General features: G+C 70.7%; 23 protein-coding genes. 16 read left to right on the top strand and 7 right to left on the bottom strand.

What is annotated here, in order from left to right; all coding sequences use genetic code 11:
• Positions 1-11 precede the first annotated feature (11 nt).
• Together tesB and CSC64_RS12440 are read left to right on the top strand one after the other, a co-directional pair.
• Positions 12-923, top strand: a complete 912-nt coding sequence (gene tesB, locus CSC64_RS12445) for an acyl-CoA thioesterase II (RefSeq protein ID WP_162435653.1) — start codon at positions 12-14, stop codon at positions 921-923.
• 2 nt (positions 924-925) lie between these two features.
• Entirely contained in the window at positions 926-1453 is a 528-nt protein-coding gene (locus CSC64_RS12440; protein WP_162435650.1) for a DUF2007 domain-containing protein, read from the top strand.
• Positions 1454-1522: 69 nt separating this feature from the next.
• On the opposite strand, the gene CSC64_RS12435 is transcribed toward CSC64_RS12440, so the two are convergent.
• Positions 1523-2122, bottom strand: a complete 600-nt coding sequence (locus CSC64_RS12435; protein ID WP_425501726.1) for an EF-hand domain-containing protein — start codon at positions 2120-2122, stop codon at positions 1523-1525.
• Between the two features lie 202 nt (positions 2123-2324).
• Here CSC64_RS12435 and CSC64_RS12430 point away from each other — a divergent pair, with 202 nt between their 5' ends.
• Together CSC64_RS12430 and CSC64_RS12425 are read left to right on the top strand one after the other, a co-directional pair.
• The gene (locus CSC64_RS12430; RefSeq protein WP_162435648.1) at positions 2325-3062 is read left to right on the top strand and encodes an arginyltransferase; all 738 of its coding nucleotides are present in this window, start codon (positions 2325-2327) and stop codon (positions 3060-3062) included.
• 199 nt (positions 3063-3261) lie between these two features.
• Positions 3262-4506 (top strand): endonuclease/exonuclease/phosphatase family protein, encoded by a 1245-nt coding sequence (locus CSC64_RS12425; RefSeq protein WP_162435647.1) that lies wholly within the window; start codon positions 3262-3264, stop codon positions 4504-4506.
• A gap of 29 nt (positions 4507-4535) precedes the next feature.
• Here the strand turns inward: CSC64_RS12425 and purT are convergent, their stop codons facing one another.
• Positions 4536-5726 carry a formate-dependent phosphoribosylglycinamide formyltransferase gene (gene purT / locus CSC64_RS12420; protein ID WP_162435646.1) on the bottom strand — a complete coding sequence of 397 codons (1191 nt, stop codon included), beginning with the start codon at positions 5724-5726 and terminating at the stop codon, positions 4536-4538.
• 186 nt (positions 5727-5912) lie between these two features.
• Between purT and CSC64_RS12415 the strand changes: the two genes are divergently transcribed.
• From CSC64_RS12415 to CSC64_RS12390, 6 genes are all read left to right on the top strand, one after another.
• On the top strand, positions 5913-6785 hold the full coding sequence (locus CSC64_RS12415) for an SPFH domain-containing protein (RefSeq protein ID WP_162435645.1): 873 nt from the start codon (positions 5913-5915) through the stop codon (positions 6783-6785).
• Between the two features lies 1 nt (position 6786).
• Entirely contained in the window at positions 6787-6966 is a 180-nt protein-coding gene (locus CSC64_RS12410; protein WP_162435644.1) for a type II toxin-antitoxin system antitoxin, read from the top strand.
• Positions 6963-7796, top strand: coding sequence for a CPBP family intramembrane glutamic endopeptidase (locus CSC64_RS12405; protein WP_162435643.1), 834 nt, complete (start codon positions 6963-6965; stop codon positions 7794-7796). Before CSC64_RS12410 ends, CSC64_RS12405 begins: the two co-directional genes overlap by 4 nt.
• Positions 7793-8401, top strand: coding sequence for a PH domain-containing protein (locus CSC64_RS12400; protein WP_162435642.1), 609 nt, complete (start codon positions 7793-7795; stop codon positions 8399-8401). Before CSC64_RS12405 ends, CSC64_RS12400 begins: the two co-directional genes overlap by 4 nt.
• Before the next feature lie 9 nt (positions 8402-8410).
• The gene (locus CSC64_RS12395; RefSeq protein WP_162435641.1) at positions 8411-9223 is read left to right on the top strand and encodes a M15 family metallopeptidase; all 813 of its coding nucleotides are present in this window, start codon (positions 8411-8413) and stop codon (positions 9221-9223) included.
• Between the two features lie 92 nt (positions 9224-9315).
• On the top strand, positions 9316-9885 hold the full coding sequence (locus CSC64_RS12390) for a cytochrome b (protein ID WP_162435640.1): 570 nt from the start codon (positions 9316-9318) through the stop codon (positions 9883-9885).
• Here the strand turns inward: CSC64_RS12390 and CSC64_RS12385 are convergent.
• The 5 genes from CSC64_RS12385 to CSC64_RS12365 form a co-directional block, all read right to left on the bottom strand.
• Positions 9866-10540, bottom strand: coding sequence for a DNA-3-methyladenine glycosylase family protein (locus tag CSC64_RS12385; RefSeq protein WP_162435639.1), 675 nt, complete (start codon positions 10538-10540; stop codon positions 9866-9868). The genes CSC64_RS12390 and CSC64_RS12385 overlap by 20 nt on opposite strands.
• Before the next feature lies 1 nt (position 10541).
• The gene (locus tag CSC64_RS12380) at positions 10542-10907 is read right to left on the bottom strand and encodes a DUF423 domain-containing protein (protein ID WP_162435638.1); all 366 of its coding nucleotides are present in this window, start codon (positions 10905-10907) and stop codon (positions 10542-10544) included.
• Between the two features lie 118 nt (positions 10908-11025).
• Entirely contained in the window at positions 11026-12186 is a 1161-nt protein-coding gene (locus tag CSC64_RS12375; RefSeq protein WP_162435637.1) for a polyketide cyclase, read from the bottom strand.
• A gap of 280 nt (positions 12187-12466) precedes the next feature.
• On the bottom strand, positions 12467-13108 hold the full coding sequence (locus CSC64_RS12370; protein ID WP_162435636.1) for a response regulator: 642 nt from the start codon (positions 13106-13108) through the stop codon (positions 12467-12469).
• The gene (locus CSC64_RS12365) at positions 13105-14301 is read right to left on the bottom strand and encodes a sensor histidine kinase (RefSeq protein WP_162435635.1); all 1197 of its coding nucleotides are present in this window, start codon (positions 14299-14301) and stop codon (positions 13105-13107) included. Before CSC64_RS12365 ends, CSC64_RS12370 begins: the two co-directional genes overlap by 4 nt.
• 142 nt (positions 14302-14443) lie before the next feature.
• Here CSC64_RS12365 and CSC64_RS12360 point away from each other — a divergent pair, with 142 nt between their 5' ends.
• Genes CSC64_RS12360 through CSC64_RS12335 form a run of 6 tightly spaced genes read left to right on the top strand, consistent with a single transcriptional unit; the run spans position 14444 to position 19552 of the window.
• Entirely contained in the window at positions 14444-15040 is a 597-nt protein-coding gene (locus CSC64_RS12360; RefSeq protein WP_162435634.1) for a GNAT family N-acetyltransferase, read from the top strand.
• A gap of 7 nt (positions 15041-15047) precedes the next feature.
• Positions 15048-15854, top strand: a complete 807-nt coding sequence (gene minC, locus CSC64_RS12355; RefSeq protein WP_162435652.1) for a septum site-determining protein MinC — start codon at positions 15048-15050, stop codon at positions 15852-15854.
• A 60-nt stretch (positions 15855-15914) separates the two neighbouring features.
• Entirely contained in the window at positions 15915-16724 is an 810-nt protein-coding gene (minD, locus tag CSC64_RS12350; protein ID WP_162435633.1) for a septum site-determining protein MinD, read from the top strand.
• Positions 16725-16726: 2 nt separating this feature from the next.
• Positions 16727-16981 carry a cell division topological specificity factor MinE gene (gene minE, locus CSC64_RS12345; protein ID WP_162435632.1) on the top strand — a complete coding sequence of 85 codons (255 nt, stop codon included), beginning with the start codon at positions 16727-16729 and terminating at the stop codon, positions 16979-16981.
• Entirely contained in the window at positions 16978-17466 is a 489-nt protein-coding gene (locus CSC64_RS12340; RefSeq protein WP_162435651.1) for a hypothetical protein, read from the top strand. Before minE ends, CSC64_RS12340 begins: the two co-directional genes overlap by 4 nt.
• Positions 17467-17500: 34 nt before the next feature.
• A complete protein-coding gene (locus CSC64_RS12335; RefSeq protein ID WP_162435631.1) occupies positions 17501-19552 on the top strand; it encodes a M2 family metallopeptidase in 2052 nt (683 codons plus the stop codon).
• Positions 19553-19698 lie beyond the last annotated feature (146 nt).

Below are 19698 nucleotides of genomic sequence, written 5' to 3'. Positions count from 1 at the left end.
CGCAGAGGTGTATAAGAGCCAGCCTCGGCCCCGTCGTTTCCGAACTGATCGACCTGCTCGCCCTGGAGCGACTGGAAGACAACCTGTTCCGTGGCCAGAGCCGCGACATCGGCACCAAGTACGTGTTCGGCGGGCAGGTGCTCGGCCAGGCCCTGGCCGCCGCCCAGGCCACCCTCGACAACGGCCGCCAGGCCCACTCGCTGCACGCCTACTTCCTGCGCGCCGGCGACATTGATCACCCGATCGTCTACGACGTCGACCGCACCCGCGACGGCGGCAGCTTCTCGGTGCGCCGGATCACCGCCATCCAGCACGGCAAGGCGATCTTCTTCTGCGCCGCCTCCTTCCAGGACCACGAGCCCGGCGCCGAGCACCAGCTGACCATGCCCGAAGTGCCGCAGCCGGAGGACATCGCGCCCGCCGCGCCGGTGCCGGCGGAAGTGATGGCGACCCTGCCGACCAAGGTCCAGCGCTGGCTGCAACGCGGCGGCCCGTTCGAGTTCCGCCATGTCTACCCGCGCGACGAACTGGACCCGCCCAAGCGCCCGCCCTACCAGCAGGTCTGGTTCCGCCTGCGCGAGGGCGTGGGCGAAATCCCGCAGGGACTGCACCAGGCGCTGCTCGCCTACGCTTCCGATTTCCACCTGCTCGGCACCGCGACCTTCCCGCACGGCATCAGCTACTACCAGCCGAACGTGCAGATGGCCTCGCTCGACCACGCGCTGTGGTTCCACCGCCCGTTCCGTGCCGACGAATGGCTGCTGTATTCGCTCGACAGCCCCAGCACGCAGGGTTCGCGTGGGCTGGCGCGCGGACAGGTGTTCGACCGCCAGGGCCGGCTGGTGGCCAGCACCGCACAGGAAGGCCTGATCCGCGTGGTGCCCGACCCGGCCGCCGCGCGCGCCGTGCCGGCACAGGACTGAGCGTGCGCCAGATCTTCACCAGCCAGCGCCTGGAAACCGTGGAAGGCGTGGCCCGGCTGCTGGAAGACGCGGGCATCGCCGTCTACATCAGCCAGCCGCGCTCGTACCGCGGCAAGCGCCGCGGGCAGTTCAGCTATTCCGAGCCGGTGCCGGCCAGCCAGCAGCCGGCGGTGTGGGTGCGCAAGGCTGAAGACCAGCCGCGCGCGCGCGAACTGCTGCGCGAGGCCGGCCTGCTGGCGACCACGCGCAGTTCCTATTCGGGTTTGCCGCAGCCGGCGACCGAAGCCCTGCCGTCGCGCTTCGAGGAAGGCGGCGGCAACCGCTGGACCTGGCGCGTGCGCGTGGGCCTGCTGCTGGTGATCGCCGCGGTGGCAATGTTCATCTGGATGCGCAAGCCGAAACCGGCCGAAGCGCCGTCGCCGGCGACGGTCGAACAACCCGCGGCCGCGCAGCCTGCGGACGGAGCAAAGGAAAAGGCCGGCGAGGACGAGGAAATCCGCGTACGCATCTCCCCGCCCCCCACCCCGTAGAGCGGGGCTTGCCCCGCTGCTCTCCGACCTATCGCTTCGTCACGCGTGCGTAGCCGGGCGAGCCCGGCGCTACTTCGCCGGGGCGTGGCCCGGGCCGAAGCCGCGCTTGCCGGCCTCTTCCGCGCGCCGGGCGTGGGCGGCGTCGAACTCGGCCTTGCTCAGGCTGCCGTCCCTGTTGCTGTCGGCGGACTTGAACCATTCGTCCTTGCGCTGCTTCGCCGCCAGTTCGCGGTCGGCGCGGTCGACGAAGCCGTCGCTGTTCGCATCCATCTTCGCGAAGTGTTCGGCGAACCGCGGATCGGCAGCGGCCTCGGCCTTGCTGACACGGCGGTCCCCATCCTTGTCCAGCGCGGCGAAGCCGCGCCCGTCGCGCGGGCCGTGGCGGCCCCCGCCCGGACCGTGGCGGCCCTGGTGGCCGTACGGCCTGCGCGGCAGTTCGTCACGCTGCAACCTGCCGTCCTTGCTGGTATCCAGGGTGTCGAACTGCGCGGCCAGGCGCGGATGCGCGGCGGCCTCGCTGCGGTCGATCACGCCGTCCTTGTTGGCGTCCAGCGGCTTGCGCTCCGGCGGCGGCGGTGCGGCGGTGCTGGTGCTGGTCTGCGCCAGGGCGGCGCCGGCGGCGATGGCCAGCACCGCCGCGGTGGCGATCAGGGAAGTGGTCTTCTTCACGGTGTTCTCCATTCGTTCGTGGACCCGGTGGCCACGCGAAGGAAAACGCCGCGCCGCGCCACGCGTTGACCCGGCGCCGGCGCCGTTCAGCCGCCAGCCGGGAGGCACGGCATCGTTGCCGCTGACCCGTGTGGTGCGGCCGGATCGCGGCGACTGCGACGCGGCGGGGGTATGCTGCCCGCAACCGCCGCGGTCCACGAAGATGGGCAACGACTCGCAACCGACCGACGACCTGCGCCTGTTCCAGACCGGGGGCCACGCCTGCGGCTACTGGCCCGAGCGCAGCGCGCGCGACCTGGTGCTGGATCCGCGCGACCCGCGCCTGGCGTCGATCTATCCGCAGGCGCTGGACTGGGGCTTCCGCCGCTCCGGCGACCTGGTCTACCGGCCGCACTGCGCGCACTGCCGCGCCTGCGTGGCCGTGCGCATCCCGGTGGCCGCGTTCGCGCCCGACCGCAGCCAGCGCCGCTGCCTGGCGCGCAATGCGACGGTGGAAACCCGTGTGGCGCCGGCGCGGCGCCCGCCCGAGCATTTCGCGCTGTACCAGCGCTACCTGGGCGCGCGCCACCGCGATGGCGGCATGGACGGGCACGGCACGCCGGAGTTCGACCAGTTCCTGGTCGGCAGCTGGTCGGACACGCGCTTCCTGGAAATGCGCGAAGCCGCCGCGCACGGCCCCGGCCGGCTGCTCGGCGTCGCGGTCACCGACCGCGCCGGCCGCGGGCTGTCGGCGGTCTACACCTTCTACGACCCGGACCTGCCGCAGCTGGGCCTGGGCACGCTGGCGATCCTGCACCAGATCGAATGGGCGCGCCGCGAGGGCCTGCAGCATCTCTACCTGGGCTACTGGATCGAAGGCCACGCCAAGATGGACTACAAGCGCCGCTTCCAGCCGCTGGAAGCCTTCGACGGCCGCCGCTGGCGCCGCTTCTCCCCGTAACCGCCGCCGTCGCGCCTCTCCGCTGTCGCGCACTCCCTGTAGGAGCCCACTTCAGGGGGCGACCCGATGCCGTTGGAAGGTGCGTCGTTCAACGCACCACATCCGGATCGGCCGCGTTGAGCATGGCCGCGTTCCAGCGGCATCGGGTCGCCCCCTGAAGTGGGCTCCTACAAGGGGAAGCCATGCCAGAATCGCGTCCATGCAGATCTTCGCCCGCCTCCTCCTTCCCGCACTGGCCGTGATGCTTCCCGCTTGCGCCAGCCATCAAGGAAACGCCGCCACGGCCACTTCTTCCCCCGGATCCACGCTGCGCGTGGCCACCTACAACACTTCGCTGTTCGACGACGAAGCCGGTGGCGTGATCCGCCGCCTGCAGGCCGGCGATGCCGGCGCGCGCAAGATCGCCGCGGTGCTGCAGCAGGTGCGGCCGGACCTGGTCCTGCTTAACGAGTTCGACTACGACGCGGCAGGGCGCGCGGCCGACCTGTTCCAGCGCGATTACCTGGAACGGCAGCAACCCGGCGGCGGCGAAGCACTGCATTACCCCTACCGCTACTTCGCCGAAGTGAACACCGGCGTGCCCAGCGGGCTGGACCTGGACCGCAACGGCAGCGTCGGCGCCAGCGCGGGTGCGGCCGACGGAAACAGGAACGCCGGCCGCGACCGCGGCAACGACGCCTGGGGCTACGGCCTGCACCCGGGCCAGTACGGGATGCTGGTGCTGTCGAAGCATCCGATCGACGCGGCGCAGGTGCGCAGCTTCCGCCTGCTGCGCTGGTCGGCGATGCCCGGCGCACGGCGCCCGGTGGATCCGGCCACCGGCAAGCCCTGGCACGACGACGCGGTGTGGGAGCAACTGCGCCTGTCGTCCAAGTCGCACTGGGACGTGCCGGTGCATGCGCCCGGCGGCACCGTGCACTTCCTGGTCTCGCACCCGACCCCACCGGTGTTCGACGGCCCGGAGGACCGCAACGGCGCGCGCAACGCCGACGAGATCCGGCTGTGGCACGACTACATCTCGCCCGGCACGCACACGTGGCTGTGCGACGACGCCGGCCGCTGCGGCGGCCTCGCCGAAGGCGCGCGCTTCGTGATCGCCGGCGACCTCAACAACGACCCCGCCGATGGCGACGGCCACCACGAGGCCATCGTGGAACTGCTCGAGCACCCGCGCGTGCTGCGCATGGCCACGCCGCGCTCGGCCGGCGGCGAGGAGACGGCGCGCGCCTACGCGGCCAAGGGCCTGCTCCGCCGCGGCGCACCGGCGCACGTCACCGGCGACTTTGGCCCGCGCGCCGGGGCGATGCGCCTGGACTACGTGCTGCCCTCGACCGGTTTCGCGCTGCAAGGCAGCGGCGTGTTCTGGCCGGCCTCCACCGATCCGGCCGCCGCGATCGCCGACGGCAGCGACCACCACCTCGTGTGGGTGGACCTGGCGCTCTGATCCACGGCGCTGCGCTCGAGGCGCCGGGGCTATTCCGGCAGTACTTCGATGTGGATGGCTTCGGCGGCGTCACGCGCGATAGCGCGCGCGGTTTCCACGTCGCCTGCACGCGCCAGGGTCACGCCGACCCGGCGATGGCCCTCCACCCGCGGCTTGCCGAACAGGCGCAGCGCGCTGTCCGGCGCCTGCAGCGCCGCGTCCAGGTTCGAGAACGCCGGCACGCCGTGGCCCTGCGCCAGCAACGCGCACGAGGCCGAGGGGCCGTTCTGGCGGATGACGGGAATGGGCAGGCCCAGGATCGCCCGCGCATGCAGCGTGAACTGGCTCAGCTCCTGCGAGGCCAAGGTCACCAGTCCGGTGTCGTGCGGGCGCGGCGACACCTCCGAGAACCACACCTCGTCGTCCTTCACGAACAGCTCCACCCCGAACACGCCCCAGCCGCCGAGGTCGTCGGTGATCGCCCGCGCGACCGCCTGCGCCCGTTCCAGCGCCAGCGCCGACATCGGCTGCGGCTGCCAGCTTTCGCGGTAGTCGCCGTCGCGCTGCAGGTGCCCGACGGGTTCGCAGAACGAAGTGCCGCCGGCATGGCGCACGGTCAGCAGGGTGATCTCGTAGTCGAAGTCGACGAAGCCCTCGACGATGCAGCGGCCGGCGCCGGCGCGGCCGCCGGTCTGCGCGTAGACCCAGGCCGCGTCCGCCTCCGCGGCCGCGTGCACCGTGCTCTGGCCCTTGCCCGAGGACGACATCACCGGCTTGACCACGCATGGCAGGCCGATGGCGGCGATCGCCTCGCGGTACTCCTCTTCGGTGTCGACGAAGCGGTACGGCGAGGTCGGCACGCCCAGGGTCTCGGCGGCCAGGCGGCGGATGCCCTCGCGGTCCATGGTCAGGCGCGCGGCGCGCGCGGTCGGGACCACCCTCTGCCCGTGTTCCTTCTCCAACTGGACCAGGGTCTCGGTGTGGATCGCCTCGATCTCCGGCACCACCAGGTCGGGCTTCTCCAGCGCCACCAGTTCGCGCAGGGCGAAGGTGTCGAGCATGTCCAGCACGTGGCTGCGGTGGGCGACCTGCATCGCCGGGGCGCCGGCGTAGCGGTCGGCGGCGATCACCTCCACCCCCAGCCGCTGCAGCTCGATGGCCACTTCCTTGCCCAGTTCGCCCGAGCCCAGCAGCAGGACGCGCAGCGCGCGGGAGGAGCCCGGGGTTCCGATCGAGACCATGTCCACATCGATGCATGAGGGCCCGACAGTGTAGAGCGGGGCCTGCCCCGCTGCTCTTCCTTCGCTGGAAGCCGGGGAAGGGGGCCGGTTGGGGGGAGCAGCGGGGCAAGCCCCGCTCTACGGGATGAAGCTGTTGACATCTGATATCAAATTGATATCTTCTGTTTCCGTCACTGGAGACCTGCCATGAAAGAGCTTCCGATCCGTTCCCTGCCCGGCATTCCCGTCCTCGTCGTGACCGTGCTCGCGAGCGCGGCGGCGGTCTGGCTGTTCTTCACCGGCGTCCGCGGCGTCGAGGGCGGCGCCGCCCTGCCCGTGCTCGCCTCCGCCGTCCTGGTCCTGCTGGTGGTGCTGATGGTCACCGGCCTGTACTCGATCCAGCCCAACCAGGCCGCGGTGCTGAGCCTGTTCGGCAAGTACGTGGGCACGGTCAAGGAAGCCGGCCTGCGCTGGAACAACCCCTTCTACTCCAAGCGCAAGGTCAGCCAGCGCGTGCGCAACTTCGAGAGCGGCAAGCTCAAGGTCAACGACCTGGACGGCAGCCCGATCGAGATCGCCGCGGTGATCGTGTGGCAGGTGGTGGATGCGTCCGAGGCGGTGTTCAACGTCGACGACTACGAGAACTTCGTCCACATCCAGTCCGAGGCGGCGCTGCGGGCGATGGCCGCCAGCTACCCCTACGACCAGCACGACGAAGGCCAGACCGCGCTGCGCAGCCATCCGCAGGAGATTTCCGACCACCTGCAGGCGCAGATCGCCGAGCGCCTGGGCACGGCCGGCGTGGAAGTGATCGAGGCGCGCATCAGCCACCTGGCCTATGCGCCGGAGATCGCCCAGGTGATGCTGCAGCGGCAGCAGGCCAACGCGGTGATCGCCGCGCGCACGCGGATCGTCGCCGGCGCGGTGGGCATGGTCGAGATGGCGCTGGACGAACTGCAGAAGAACGGCGTCGTGCAGCTGGACGAGGAGCGCAAGGCGCAGATGGTCGGCAACCTGCTGGTCGTGCTGTGCGGCGATCGCGGCATGCAGCCTGTCCTCAACGCTGGTTCGATCTACTGAGATGGCCGAGAAGAAGGCCTACCCGCTGCGGATCAACGCCGACGTGCTGGCGGCGGCGCAGCGGTGGGCCGACGATGAACTGCGCAGCCTCAACGCGCAGATCGAGTACGCGCTGCGCGATGCGCTGCGCAGGGCAGGCCGGCTGCCGAAGCCGGGCGAGAACCGGGAGAAGGACGAATGAGCACCGCACCTTCAATGGCCGCCGCGCATCCGGCGTCCATCGCGCCGGCCACCACGCTGCAGGACCTGAAGATCGCCGCGGCCTGGGGCGTGCTGTCCGGCCTGGCCGCCGCCGCGCTGATTCCCTATGTCGCCCAGCTCATGCCCGAGGTCTTTGCCAAGGTGCCGGTGCCACTGGCCGTGGTCGCCGCCGCGCAGGGTGCGCAGGCGATGGTCGTGGTCGGGCTGCTGGCGTGGCTCGGACTGCGCATGGGCCACCGGGTCGGCCTCGGCAGCCCGCTGATGCATGCCTGGCTGGTGCGGCGGCAACGCCCTGACTGGGCCCGCCTGCGGCCCGTGCAGGCGGCGCTGCTGGGCATCGCCGCGGCCGTGGCGATCCTCGCGCTGGCCCCGCTGGTCGATCGCGCGCTGCCGCCGATGCTGCATCCGCCCGCCACCGCCGGCAGCGGCACCACTGCGTTCAACGGTTTCCTGGCCTCGTTCTACGGCGGCATCGTCGAAGAGCTGATGCTGCGCCTGTTCCTGATGACACTGCTGCTGTGGCTCGCGGCGCGGCTGCGCGGCCGCACTCCGCCGGCGTGGGCCTACTGGTGCGCGATCGTCGCCGCGGCGCTGCTGTTCGGTGCCGGCCACCTGCCGGCCGCGGCGCAGGTCTGGGGCCTGGAGCCGGTGGTGGTGCTGCGCACGCTGCTGCTCAACGGCATCGCCGGGGTCGCCTTCGGCTGGCTGTACTGGAAGCGCGGGATCGAAATGGCGATGCTTGCGCACTTCAGCGCCGACCTCGTCCTGCACGTCGCCGCTCCCCTGCTCGCCCCTGGAAGCATGCCGTGACGACCGATCCCGATCCGCGCCTGCAGCTGGCCCCGCCCGGGGCTCGCACCGGCTTCTGGCTGTTCACCCTGACCTTCGTGCTGCCGCTGGCGGTCACCGCATTCGCGCTGGCGGTGGCCGCCGTCCGCGGCGGGCCGATGAAGCTGATCGGCGGCAGCCTGCCGCTGACGGTCGCCCTCTCCCTGGGCGGGCTGGCCCTGATGTGCGGCGCGCTGTGGTGGGTGCTGTCACGCTTCATGCACCGTCAGGGGCTTTCGCTGTCGACCGATTCGCTGGAAGTGCGCTCCAGCTTCTACCGCTGCCGCGTGCCGCTGTCGGAACTGAAACTGGACCAGGCCCGGGTGGTCGACCTGGACGAACACACCGAACTGCGACCCACACTCAAGACCAATGGCTTCGGCATGCCCGGCTTCCACAGCGGCTGGTTCATGCTGCGCAACCGCCGGCGCGGCTTCGTCGCCACCGCCGACGGGCGCCGCAAGCTGTGGCTGCCCACCCACGGCAAGCACGACCTGCTGCTGGAGCCGAAGGACCCGGCCGCGCTGCTGGCCCGCCTGCGCGAGCTGGCCACGCCCGATCTGGCGACGGCACGCGGCCGTGGCTAAGCTGGGCCGATGCCCACGCCCCCGGCCCCGCTGCACGCCCGCCTGCTGAACACCGTCGACATCGAGTTGTGGCCGTCGGCGCTGCTGCGCGCGCGCGGCAACGCCGACGCGCGTGCGCTGGCGCGCGCCAGCACGGTGTTGCGGCGCAAGCGCGACGGCCGCTACCTGGCCGCGGTGCTGGCCAGCGGGCTGCTGCCGCTGGTGCCGCGGCTGGCACGCGAGCCGGGCATCGGCGCCGCGCTGGACCTGCTCGATGCCAGCCACGATGCGCCGCCACGCACGCTGCCGCACGCGCCTTCACGCCTGCCGCTGGACCACCTGCACGAACGCCTGCTTGCGCTGGGCATCGACGACGGCTACGCGCAACGCTGCGGCCTGGCCCTGGTGGCCGAACCGGAATGGCTGCTGCTGGCCGGCCGCGACCGCTACCGCCGCCCGCTGTGGCTGCTGCCGACGGCCGCGCGTGCCTGGCTGGCGATGCGCCGCGCCGCGGCGGTGGACGGGGTCGTGCTCGAAGCGATCTCCGGCTATCGCAGCCACGATTACCAGCTGGGCATCTTCCAGCGCAAGCTGGCGCGCGCCCAGGACCTGGCACAGATCCTGCAGGTCAACGCCGCACCCGGTTACAGCGAACACCACGGCGGCGACGCGCTGGACATCGGCACGCCCGGCGAACCGCCGGCCGAGGAATCGTTCGAAGCCACGCCCGCGTTCGCCTGGCTGCGCGGACACGCCGCCGCGCACGGCTTCGGCATGAGCTATCCGCGCGGCAACCCGCACGGCATCGTCTACGAGCCCTGGCACTGGCGATTTACCGGCTGAGGCGGCAACGTGCCTGCGCGCTTGACCTGGATCAAGGCTGCCAACCCGGCCGGGTAGATACTCCGGCATATCCCCATCGCGCTTTCGCCGCCATGTCCAAGCAGCCACCCGCCCGCTTCCCGCGTGGACTCATTGCCCTGCACTGGATCACCCTGCTCCTGCTGGTCGGGGTCTACGCGACGATGGAACTGCGCGGCATCTTCCCGCGCGGCAGCGCCGAACGCGCGGCGATGAAGACCGCGCACTACTTCCTGGGCATCTCGGTGTTCGCCCTGACCTGGCTGCGCCTGGGACTGCGCCTGTCCGGCCGCATCCCGCCGATCACGCCGCAGCCACCGAAATGGCAATCCGCGCTGGCCGCGGTCGTCGCACTCGCGCTGTATGTCCTGCTGCTGGCGATGCCCATCGTCGGCTACCTGCTGCTCAATGCCGAAGGCCACGCGCCTGCGATCGGCAACTTGCGATTGCCGCTGCTGATCCCGGTACAGCAGGGCCTGGCCGAAAGCCTGGAGACCTGGCACGGACGCATCGCCACGGCCGGATACTGGCTGGTCGGCGTGCACGCGCTGGCGGCGATCTACCACCACCATGTACGCCGTGACGATGCCCTGCTGCGGATGTCGCCGCGTCGGCGGGTTCCGGTCAATCCTGCGAACGATTGACCGGCGCCTTCGCTTCAACGGCCTGGTCGGCGATGCGCCACAGGTAGAGGCTGGCGTAGGTGCGGTACGGGCCCCACCTGGTGCCACGTGCCGCCAGCTCCTTCGGCGTGGGCATCGCTTCCAGGCGATCCACCAGCTGTGCGCCCTTGCGGATGCCCAGGTCGTCCACCGGCAGCACGTCCGGGCGGCCGAGGCGGAACATCAGCATCATCTCCACCGTCCAGCGGCCGATCCCGCGCACCGGCCCCAGCGCGGCGACGATCTCGTCCTGGTGCATGGTCGACATGCGGCGCAGGCCGGGGATTCCGCCCTGCGCCTCGCGTGCGGTGAGGTCGCGCAGCGCAAGGGCCTTGTTCCCGGACACGCCGCAGGCGCGCAGCGCGGCGTCGTCGATCCGGCCCAGGGTGTCGTGGTGCAGGCGGGTGCTGCCGATCGCCTCCTCGACCCGGCCGACGATCGTCGCCGCGGCCTTGCCCGACAGCTGCTGGAACAGGATCGCACGGGCCAGCGCGTCGACCGGATCGAAGGGCTTGCGCCAGCGCGCTTCGGGCGGCAGTGGCCCGAGCCGCTTCATCCAGGTGCCGAGCCTGCGGTCGCGCCGCAGCAGGTACTCGTATGCGGCCTCCACGTCGAACCCGCGGGCATGGCGCGGCATGTCAGCGCCTCACCGCATCGATCGCCAGCAGCAGCCAGCTGGCCATCAGCACGGTACCGCCGAACGGTGCCAGCCGGGTCGGCCATCCGAGCAGTGCGCCGCCGGCCAGGCTGCCGGCGAACAGCACGGTGCCCAGCAGCAGGCCGGCGAGGGCGAGCAGCCGCAACGCCCGCGCCGATGTTGGCGCCAGCGCCGCCAGGGCGACGCCGTGGGCGAACGCGTACAGGCTGGCGGTCTGCAGGTTGCCGCGCGCGTGCAGGTCGGCGACCCCGTGCGCCGCATAGGCCGACAACCCGATCGCCAGCGCCGCCAGCACCGCGCCGGTCGCCGCCAGCCACGCGCCCGCCTTCGAGTCGCCCCTCGCCATCGCCACCCCTTCCATCACCCGCCTCCACCGCCTCGCCGGGAGCCTAAACGAAAAGGCGCCGCTTGCGCGGCGCCTTTCGCTGGAGCTTCGCGACCGCGCCGGCGGGGCCGGCGGACGGTTACTTGATCGCCCAGTAGATGTCGTAGGTGCCTTCGGCGGTGAACGACTTGTCCACGCCGCCCTTCCACAGCTCGTACGGACGGTCGGTCACTTCGTAGCCGTGGGTCACCGCCCAGGCACGCAGCGAGTTGCGCGCGGCGTCCAGCTCGGCCATGTAGCCGGTGTAGGAAGCGAAGGCAGCGCGACGCGGCTCGGTGCGGATGTACTCGACCGGGGCGCCGGCCGGCACGGTGACCTTCAGCGGATCGCCCTCGGCGGCCACCTGGACGCCGACGTTCTCGGCCGGGGTGTCGGTTTCCGGCTCCTTCTCCTCGCCGGCCAGCGGGGCCTGCGGGGCCTGGGCGACCCGGCGGCGGACCGGCTGGGCCACGTCGAACGCGTACTTCTCGGCGCCGAAGTCGGTGGTGATGATGCGCACCGGGCCGATGGCCTCCAGGCCGGGGTTGGCCTCCAGGGTGCGCTTGATCCACTCCTGGTTGTTCTTGATCGACTGCTTGATCGCTTCGTTGCTGCGGTCGATGTTGCCGGCGTTGACCACCAGCAGGTCCAGCGCCGGAACGTCCACGACCTTCAGGCCGCCCAGCGGCACGCCTTCGGCGCGGTAGTCGAAGTTGGGCACCGTGGCCAGCATGTTGGCCATGCGGCCCAGGCCCAGCTTGACGTCGTCGCCGACGTGGCGGCTGACGTACAGGCCGGCGTAGCGGCCCAGCAGGTTCCAGCCGTAGTCGACGTCGTAGGTCTGGGTGACCTTGACGTTGCGGTCGTTCTTGCCGGTGGGCTCGAGCAGGAACTGCACGGTCTTGTCGTTGCCGCGCGCCGGGTCATCGACCTTGATCACGACCTTCTGGTTGGGGACGCTGTCCACGATCTCCCAGCTGCCCTTGCCGATGCGCTCTTCGTCCGAAGCGTAGTCCAGGCGTGCGCCGACGCCGGCTTCCGGGCCGGTGACGTTCAGCCGGACGTCCGGATCGCGCAGCACCAGCGGATTCCAGTCCTTGAAACGACGCAGGTTGTTCACCGTGTCGTACACGATGGTCATCTTGCGGTTGGTCTCGACGCTCTCGGAAATATGCCGGTGCGAAGGCAGGACAAGGCCGATCAGCAGGGCCAGAACAGCCACGATGCCCAAGGCGATCAGGAACTCGATAATGCGGGTCATGCAGGAGTCTCCGGGGCCGATCCACGGCGAATTGACAAAGGCGAGCCGCGAATCCTAGCAGGCTTCGCCGCCCGAGCGCATCGGCCGGGCGGCCAAGGCGCGGGTAAACGGAATTCTTACACCCGGCCCATCCGGATGTCCTCCCCATGGACAGGGGCACCTGCGCCGAGTTCCGGCGCAGGCAGGACGGGGGCTGAACGGCTCCGATGCGGAGCCGCGGCCCACTGCCCGCGCGCCCGGGGGCGACCGCCGCGCTGCGGCGGGCCGGGCATCGCGCCGCTCAGACCAGCTGCAATTCGAACGCCTTGAGCACGGCGCGGGTACGGTCGCGCACGCCCAGCTTGGAAAGGATGTTGGAGACGTGGTTCTTGATCGTGCCCTCGGCCACGCCCAGCGAGTTGGCGATCTCCTTGTTGGAGAAGCCCGAGGCCATCAGCCGCAGGATCTCGGTCTCGCGGTCGGTCAGCGGATCGGGGCGGTCCAGGCTGACGAACTCGTTGCGCATGTGCTCCAGGCCCGACAGCAGGCGCTGGGTCACCGCCGGCTGGACCAGCGAGCCGCCGTCGGCCACGGTCCGGATCGCCCCGACCAGCTGCTCCAGCGACACGTCCTTGAGCAGGTAGCCCTTGGCTCCGGCCTTGAGCCCGGCCAGGACCAGTTGGTCGTCGTCGAAGGTGGTCAGGATGATGGTCGGCGGCAGCTGTTCCAGGCGCGAGAGCACCTGCAGCGCCTCCAGCCCGGACATCACCGGCATGCGCATGTCCATCAGCACCACGTCCGGCTTCGCCTGCGGGATCAGGTCGACCGCCTGGCGGCCGTCGCCGGCCTCGGCGACCACCTCGATGCCGCCATCGAGCGCCAGCAGGGAACGGATGCCCTGGCGGACCAGGGTCTGGTCGTCGACCAGGCAGACTCGGATCATGGCAGCGCTCCTTCGAGGGCCGGGTTCACGGCGGTGGTGTCGGGGATGGACAGGCGCAGGCGGAACCCCTCGCCGCGCCGGGTCTGGGTGTCGAGGGTACCGCCGCCCTGGCCGATGCGTTCACGCATGCCGCGCAGGCCGTTGCCGGGGACCCGGCCGTCGGCGCCCTGGCCGTCGTCCTGGGCCTCCAGCACGATCGCACCGGCCTCGCGGAAGACCCGGATCCGCAGCTGCCGCGCGTTCGCGTGGCGCACCGCGTTGGTGATGATCTCCTGGGTGCAGCGCAGCACGACGTGGGCACGCTCGGGATCGTCGATGGCCAGCGGCGACTCCACGTCCAGGGCGATGTCCAGCGCCGGCACGTGGTCGGCCGGCGGGCGCAGCGCCGCGGCCAGGTCGATCCCGCCGCTGGCGTCGCGCAGCTGGCTCACCGCCTCGCGCACGTCGGTCAGCAGCAGCCGGGCCAGGGTGTGGGCCTGGCGCACGTGCTCGTGGGCGCGGCCGGCGGTCATGTGGCTGGCCACTTCCAGGTTCAGGCTCAGCGCGGTCAGGTGGTGGCCCAGCAGGTCGTGCAGTTCGCGCGAGATGCGGGTGCGCTCGTTGACCCGGGCGCTCTCGGCCAGCAGGGCGCGGGTGGCGCGCAGTTCGGCGTTGAGCCGGCGCTGTTCGTCGCGGGCCTGGGCCTGCTGCCGCGCCACCAGGCTGGTGACGTAGATGAACATCGAGAAGCCGGCGTACAGCAGCGACTGCATCAATGCCTCGAACAGCGGCATCCGGAACACGTTGTAGTAGATCGGCAGCACCGCCAGCTGGCTCAGCAGCAGCAGGACGATGCCCGGCCAGGCCGGGAGCAGCCACGGGATCACCCCGGCGGCGACCATCAGCAGGATGCTGCCCAGGCCGGAGCCGTTGAAGTAGCTCACCGCCAGCGCCAGCACGGTCAGCACCAGCAGCAGCGCCCGGTCGGCCCAGCTGCCGCGGGCGTTGCCCAGCCCCCGGGTCAGCCACCAGTAGCAGGCGCCGAAGCCCAGGTAGCAGGCGAACAGCCAGACCGAGCCTGCGCCAAGGCTGGCCAGTTCCTCGCCGCCATCGGCCGGCACGTACTGCGAATACACCAGCGGCACGCCCACCATCGCCCAGGTGAACAGGCCGGCGTAGCGCAGCAGGCGGGTATGGCTGAGGCGTCCGAGCATCGCCGCATCTTACGGGGCATCCGGGCGTACGTCGGCGGACGGAAGTCATGCCCCGGCTCGCCGGGGCCCGACCCCCGTGCGATAATCCCGCCCGGCCGCGCCACCGGCCTGTTCTGGTCCTCCTGGAGTCGGCTCTACCCCCATGTCCATCGTCATCCGCGACGTGCGCGAACACGAGCTGGATTCGATCCTGGCGCTCAACAACAATGCCGGCTCGGCGATCCTGCCGCTGGATTCGGCACGGTTGCGCCGGTTCTTCGACAACGCCGAGTACTTCCGCGTGGCCGAGCGCGACGGCAACCTGGCCGGGTTCCTGGTCGGTTTCGGCAGCGACAGCGACCACGACAGCAGCAACTTCGCCTGGTTCAAGGCGCGCTATCCCGATTTCTTCTACATCGACCGGATCGTGGTCGCCAGCCGCCGCCGCGGCGGCGGCGTGGGCCGGGCGTTCTACGCCGACGTGCAGAGCTACGCCGAACTGCGCTACCCGGTACTGTGCTGCGAGGTGTTCCTCGACCACGGCGCCGACCCGGCGCTGCTGTTCCATGGCAGCTTCGGCTTCCACGAGGCCGGCCAGAACCTGATGCCGGACGAGGACCTGCGCGCCAGCATGATGACCAAGACCCTGTGCAGCTACCCGTGGGTCCGCGAGACCTACGGCGACGCCCTGCCCGACCTGCCGTGGGTCGGCCACCCCCGCCAGCGCGCGCCGCGCGACAACCGTGCGACGGGCACCTGACGTGGCGTTGGCGGCGAACGACTACGAACAGGCGGGCGAACTGAAGATCGGCCAGGTCGGCATCGCCAACCTGCGCATCCGCAGCCTCGACGTCGACCAGCTGGTGCGCGAGATGCGCGAACGGGTGGAGCGCGCACCGAAGCTGTTCGGCCGCGCCGCGGTGATCGTCGATTTCGGCGGCCTGGCGAAGACCCCGGACGAGGCCACCGCCCGCGCCCTGATCGACGGGCTGCGCGGCGCCGGCGTGCTGCCGGTGGCGCTGGCCTACGGCACGAAGGACAACGACGCGCTGGCCGCGGCCCTGGGCCTGCCGGTGCTGGCCAAGTTCCGCGCCCAGTACGAATACGCCGACGGCACGCCCGCGGCCGCGCCGGCAGCGGCCGCACGCGAGCCGGCCCCGCGCGAAGCGGCCACCGCCCCGGCCAGCAGCCGCGCCCCGAAGCCAGCCCCTGCCCCGACCGCCGCCACCGCGGAGAAGCCGCGCGCCCCGGGCCGCATGCAGAAGACCGCGGTCCGCTCCGGCCAGCAGCTCTACGCCGAAGGCTGCGACCTGACCGTGCTGACCACGGTCGGCGCCGGTGCCGAGGTCATTGCCGACGGTTCGATCCACGTCTACGGTGCGCTGCGCGGCCGCGCCCTCGCCGGCGCCCAGGGCAATCCCGACGCGCGGATCTTCTGCCGCGAATTCCACGCCGAGCTGGTGGCCATTGCCGGCCACTACAAGGTACTGGACGATATCCCCGAGAAACTGCGCGGCAAGGCCGTGCAGGTCTGGCTGGAAAACGACCAGCTCCGGCTGGCCGCACTCGAATGACTCTTCGCGCCGGCGGCACCGCCTGGCGCGCCACCACCGCACGCACGCAGGAGACATCCATTGGCTGAAATCATCGTAGTCACTTCCGGCAAGGGCGGCGTCGGCAAGACCACTTCCAGCGCCAGTATTGCCATCGGCCTGGCCCGGCGCGGGCACAAGACCGCGGTGATCGACTTCGACGTCGGCCTGCGCAACCTCGACCTGATCATGGGCTGCGAACGCCGCGTGGTGTACGACTTCGTCAACGTCGTCAACGGCGAGGCCACGCTCAAGCAGGCCCTGATCAAGGACAAGCGCTTCGACAACCTCTACGTGCTGGCTGCCTCGCAGACCCGCGACAAGGACGCGCTGACCAGGGAAGGCGTGGAGAAGGTGCTCAAGGACCTGGCCGCCGACGGCTTCGACTACATCGTCTGCGACTCGCCGGCCGGCATCGAGAAGGGCGCGTTCCTGGCCATGTACTTCGCCGACAAGGCGGTGGTGGTGGTCAACCCGGAAGTGTCCTCGGTGCGCGACTCCGACCGCATCATCGGCCTGCTCGACTCCAAGACCCGCCGCGCCGAGGCCGGCGAGACGGTGCCCTCGCACCTGCTGCTGACCCGCTACAGCCCCGCGCGCGTGGCCAGTGGCGAGATGCTCAGCATCGCCGACGTGGAGGAAGTGCTCGGGCTCAAGGCGCTGGGCGTGATCCCGGAGTCCACCGACGTGCTCAACGCCTCCAACAAGGGCGAACCGGTGATCCTGGAGGGCGAGTCGGAGGCCGGCCAGGCCTACGACGATGCGGTCGGGCGCCTGCTCGGCGAGGAGCGGCCGCTGCGCTTCACCACGCTGGAGAAGAAGGGTTTCTTCAGCAAGCTGTTCGGAGGTTGAGCATGGGACTGTTCGATTTCCTGAAGGCGAAGAAGGACACCGCGGCCACGGCGAAGAACCGGCTGCAGATCATCATCGCGCAGGAGCGCAGCAGTCGCGGCGCGCCGGACTACCTGCCGCTGCTGCGGCGGGAGCTGCTGGAGGTGATCAAGAAGTACGTCAACGTCGACGTCGACGCGGTCAAGGTCGACCTGATCAAGGACGGCGACCACGACGTGCTCGACATTTCGGTGGCGCTGCCGGAAGGACAGGGCTGAGCATCCTCTGCCTGCGCGACATCGGCTTTGCCGATGCCGAGACCCTACTCGCGCGCCACGGGCTGGCGCTGGCGCGGGTGGCGGATGGTGCGCCGATTCCCGGCAGCTACTGGGGCGAACCGGAGGCCGGGATCATCGGCACCACCGTGTACGTGCGCGGCGACACGCCGGTGCACTCGATGCTGCACGAAGCCTGCCACCTGATCGTGCTGCCGCCGGAACGCCGCGCGGCGGTGCACACCGACGCCACCGATTCGGTCGCCGAGGAAGACGCCACCTGCTACCTGCAGATCGTGCTCGCCGACGCCCTGCCCGGCGTCGGCAGCGCGCGGCTGATGGCGGACATGGATGCGTGGGGCTACACGTACCGGTTGGGTTCGACGCGTGCGTGGTTCGAGCAGGATGCCGAGGACGCCAGGCAATGGCTGCTGGAGCGCGGGCTGCTGCCCCGCCTCCCACTTGCGGCCACTCCGGCGCCCCACTAGCCTTCGGGCACTGCTCTTCCCTCGGGGACCCACCGTGAACCACCGCCACCTGCTGCTGCCGCTCGCCATCGCCGCGGGCCTCTCGCTGTCCGCCTGCAAGAAGGAAACCACGCCCGAGGCCACCGCACCGACCGGCACGCAGGCCCAAGGCGGCGAGACCGCCGACCAGTTCGTGGCCCGGGTCAACGCCGAGATCAAGGCCTCCTATCCCGAGCAGACCTCCGCGCAGTGGCTGTCCTCGACCTTCATCAACGACGACAGCCAGCGCGTGGCGGCCAAGGCCAACGAGCGCTCGCTGGCCCAGCTCAACCAGTGGATCGAACAGGCCAAGGCCTTCGAAGGCGCGCCGATGTCGGAAGACAGCAAGCGCGCCCTGACCCTGCTCAAGCTGATGACCTCGATGCCGCCGCCACGGGACCCGGCGCGCCTGGCCGAACTGACCACCATCGCCGCACGCATGGAAGGCATGTACGGCGCCGGCACCTACTGCACCGGCGAAGGCGAGGCGAAGCAGTGCCGCCAGCTCGGCGAGCTGGAGGACGTGCTGCGCTCCAGCCGCGACTACGACGAACAGCTGCAGGCCTGGGAAGGCTGGCACACCATCTCCAGGCCGATGCGCCCGGACTACGTGCGCTTCGTCGAACTGGTCAACGAAGGCGCGAGCGCGATGGGCTTCGCCGACACCGGCGCGATGTGGCGCAGCGGCTACGACATGCCGCCGGACGCCTTCGCCGCCGAGACCGACCGGCTGTGGGAACAGGTCAAGCCGCTGTACGAGCAGCTGCACTGCTACACCCGCGACAAGCTCGAAGGCAGCTACGGGATCGAGCGCGGCCAGGTCGCCGGCGGCCTGTTGCCGGCGCACCTGATGGGCAACATGTGGCAGCAGGACTGGGGCAACCTCTGGGACATCCTGGAGCCGTACAAGGGCGCCGGCAGCCTGGACATCAGCGCCGGCCTGCAGAAGCAGTTCCAGCAGGACCTCGGCGCGGCGCTGTACAAGCGCGGCGCCAGCGCCAGCGTGCAGCAGCGCTTCGAGGCCGAGCGCGAGGCGCAGCTGCAGGTCGCCAGGCGGATGACCGAACGCGCGCAGGACTTCTACACCTCGCTGGACATGCCGCGGCTGCCCGAGGGCTACTGGGCGCGCACCCAGTTCATCAAGCCGCTGGACCGCGACGTGGTCTGCCACGCAAGCGCGTGGGACATGAACATGGGCGGCGAGGACGGCAAGTCGGCCGACGTGCGCACCAAGATGTGCATCAAGCCGAACGAGGAAGACTTCACCACCATCTACCACGAGCTCGGCCACGTCTATTACTACCTGGCCTACAACCAGCAGCCGCCGCTGTTCCAGGGCGGCGCCAACGACGGTTTCCACGAGGCGATCGGCGACACCATCGTGCTGGCGATGACGCCGAAGTACCTGGAGTCGATCGGCCTGGTCGAAGGCCAGGCGCAGAGCGAACAGGCGCTGATCAACGCACAGATGCGCATGGCCCTGGCCAAGGTCGCGTTCCTGCCGTTCGGGCTGATGATCGACCGCTGGCGCTGGGGCGTGTTCGACGGCTCGATCGCGCCGGACCACTACAACCAGGCCTGGTGGGAACTGAAGGCGAAGTACCAGGGCGTGGCCCCGGCCAGCGCGCGCGGCGAGGAGTTCTTCGACCCGGGCGCCAAGTACCACGTGCCGGGCAACACGCCGTACACGCGCTATTTCCTCTCGCACGTGCTGCAGTTCCAGTTCTACAAGTCGCTGTGCGAGGCGGCCGGGCACACCGGGCCGCTGTACGACTGCACCTTCTACGGCAACCCGGAAGCCGGGCGGAAGTTCTGGACGATGCTGCAGCACGGCTCCAGCCAGCCCTGGCAGGCGACGCTGAAGGAACTGACCGGCAACGAGCAGATCGACGGCGGCGCGGTGCTGGAGTACTTCGCGCCGCTGCAGGAGTGGCTGAAGAAGCAGAACGAGGGCAAGCAGTGCGGCTGGCAGGCCACCGCCGCGGCGCCGGCGGCGCCCGCAGCTGCGCCTGCGCCCGCGTCCACGCCGCCGCAGGCGGCGCCGGAAGCGCCCGCGAAACAGGGTTGAGTGCGGCAGGGGCTGCAACACACAGGGCCGGCACATGCCGGCCTCGTGCATTCCGGGGGGCGATCCATGCCGGCCTTGTGCCTTCCGGGGGCCGGTACGAGGTGAGGGGGTGCGGGTATTCCGCAGGTGGGCAGCGGGGCTTGCCC

This window comes from Pseudoxanthomonas koreensis (assembly GCF_010093225.1).
GTDB classification, from domain to species: domain Bacteria; phylum Pseudomonadota; class Gammaproteobacteria; order Xanthomonadales; family Xanthomonadaceae; genus Pseudoxanthomonas; species Pseudoxanthomonas koreensis.
The sequence above is the reverse complement of the archived record's forward strand: the minus strand, read 5'-3'. Positions and strand labels throughout refer to the sequence as shown.

Bases quoted from the DNA above. Each gene is read 5' to 3' on its own strand.
- CSC64_RS12430 (WP_162435648.1), top strand. From the start codon at position 2,325: ATGGGCAACGACTCGCAACCGACCGACGACCTGCGCCTGTTCCAGACC.
- CSC64_RS12425 (WP_162435647.1), top strand. From the start codon at position 3,262: ATGCAGATCTTCGCCCGCCTCCTCCTTCCCGCACTGGCCGTGATGCTT.
- purT (WP_162435646.1), bottom strand. From the start codon at position 5,726: ATGGTCTCGATCGGAACCCCGGGCTCCTCCCGCGCGCTGCGCGTCCTG.
- CSC64_RS12415 (WP_162435645.1), top strand. From the start codon at position 5,913: ATGAAAGAGCTTCCGATCCGTTCCCTGCCCGGCATTCCCGTCCTCGTC.
- CSC64_RS12410 (WP_162435644.1), top strand. From the start codon at position 6,787: ATGGCCGAGAAGAAGGCCTACCCGCTGCGGATCAACGCCGACGTGCTG.
- CSC64_RS12405 (WP_162435643.1), top strand. From the start codon at position 6,963: ATGAGCACCGCACCTTCAATGGCCGCCGCGCATCCGGCGTCCATCGCG.
- CSC64_RS12395 (WP_162435641.1), top strand. From the start codon at position 8,411: ATGCCCACGCCCCCGGCCCCGCTGCACGCCCGCCTGCTGAACACCGTC.
- CSC64_RS12390 (WP_162435640.1), top strand. From the start codon at position 9,316: ATGTCCAAGCAGCCACCCGCCCGCTTCCCGCGTGGACTCATTGCCCTG.
- CSC64_RS12385 (WP_162435639.1), bottom strand. From the start codon at position 10,540: ATGCCGCGCCATGCCCGCGGGTTCGACGTGGAGGCCGCATACGAGTAC.
- CSC64_RS12380 (WP_162435638.1), bottom strand. From the start codon at position 10,907: ATGGCGAGGGGCGACTCGAAGGCGGGCGCGTGGCTGGCGGCGACCGGC.
- CSC64_RS12375 (WP_162435637.1), bottom strand. From the start codon at position 12,186: ATGACCCGCATTATCGAGTTCCTGATCGCCTTGGGCATCGTGGCTGTT.
- CSC64_RS12370 (WP_162435636.1), bottom strand. From the start codon at position 13,108: ATGATCCGAGTCTGCCTGGTCGACGACCAGACCCTGGTCCGCCAGGGC.
- CSC64_RS12365 (WP_162435635.1), bottom strand. From the start codon at position 14,301: ATGCTCGGACGCCTCAGCCATACCCGCCTGCTGCGCTACGCCGGCCTG.
- CSC64_RS12360 (WP_162435634.1), top strand. From the start codon at position 14,444: ATGTCCATCGTCATCCGCGACGTGCGCGAACACGAGCTGGATTCGATC.
- minE (WP_162435632.1), top strand. From the start codon at position 16,727: ATGGGACTGTTCGATTTCCTGAAGGCGAAGAAGGACACCGCGGCCACG.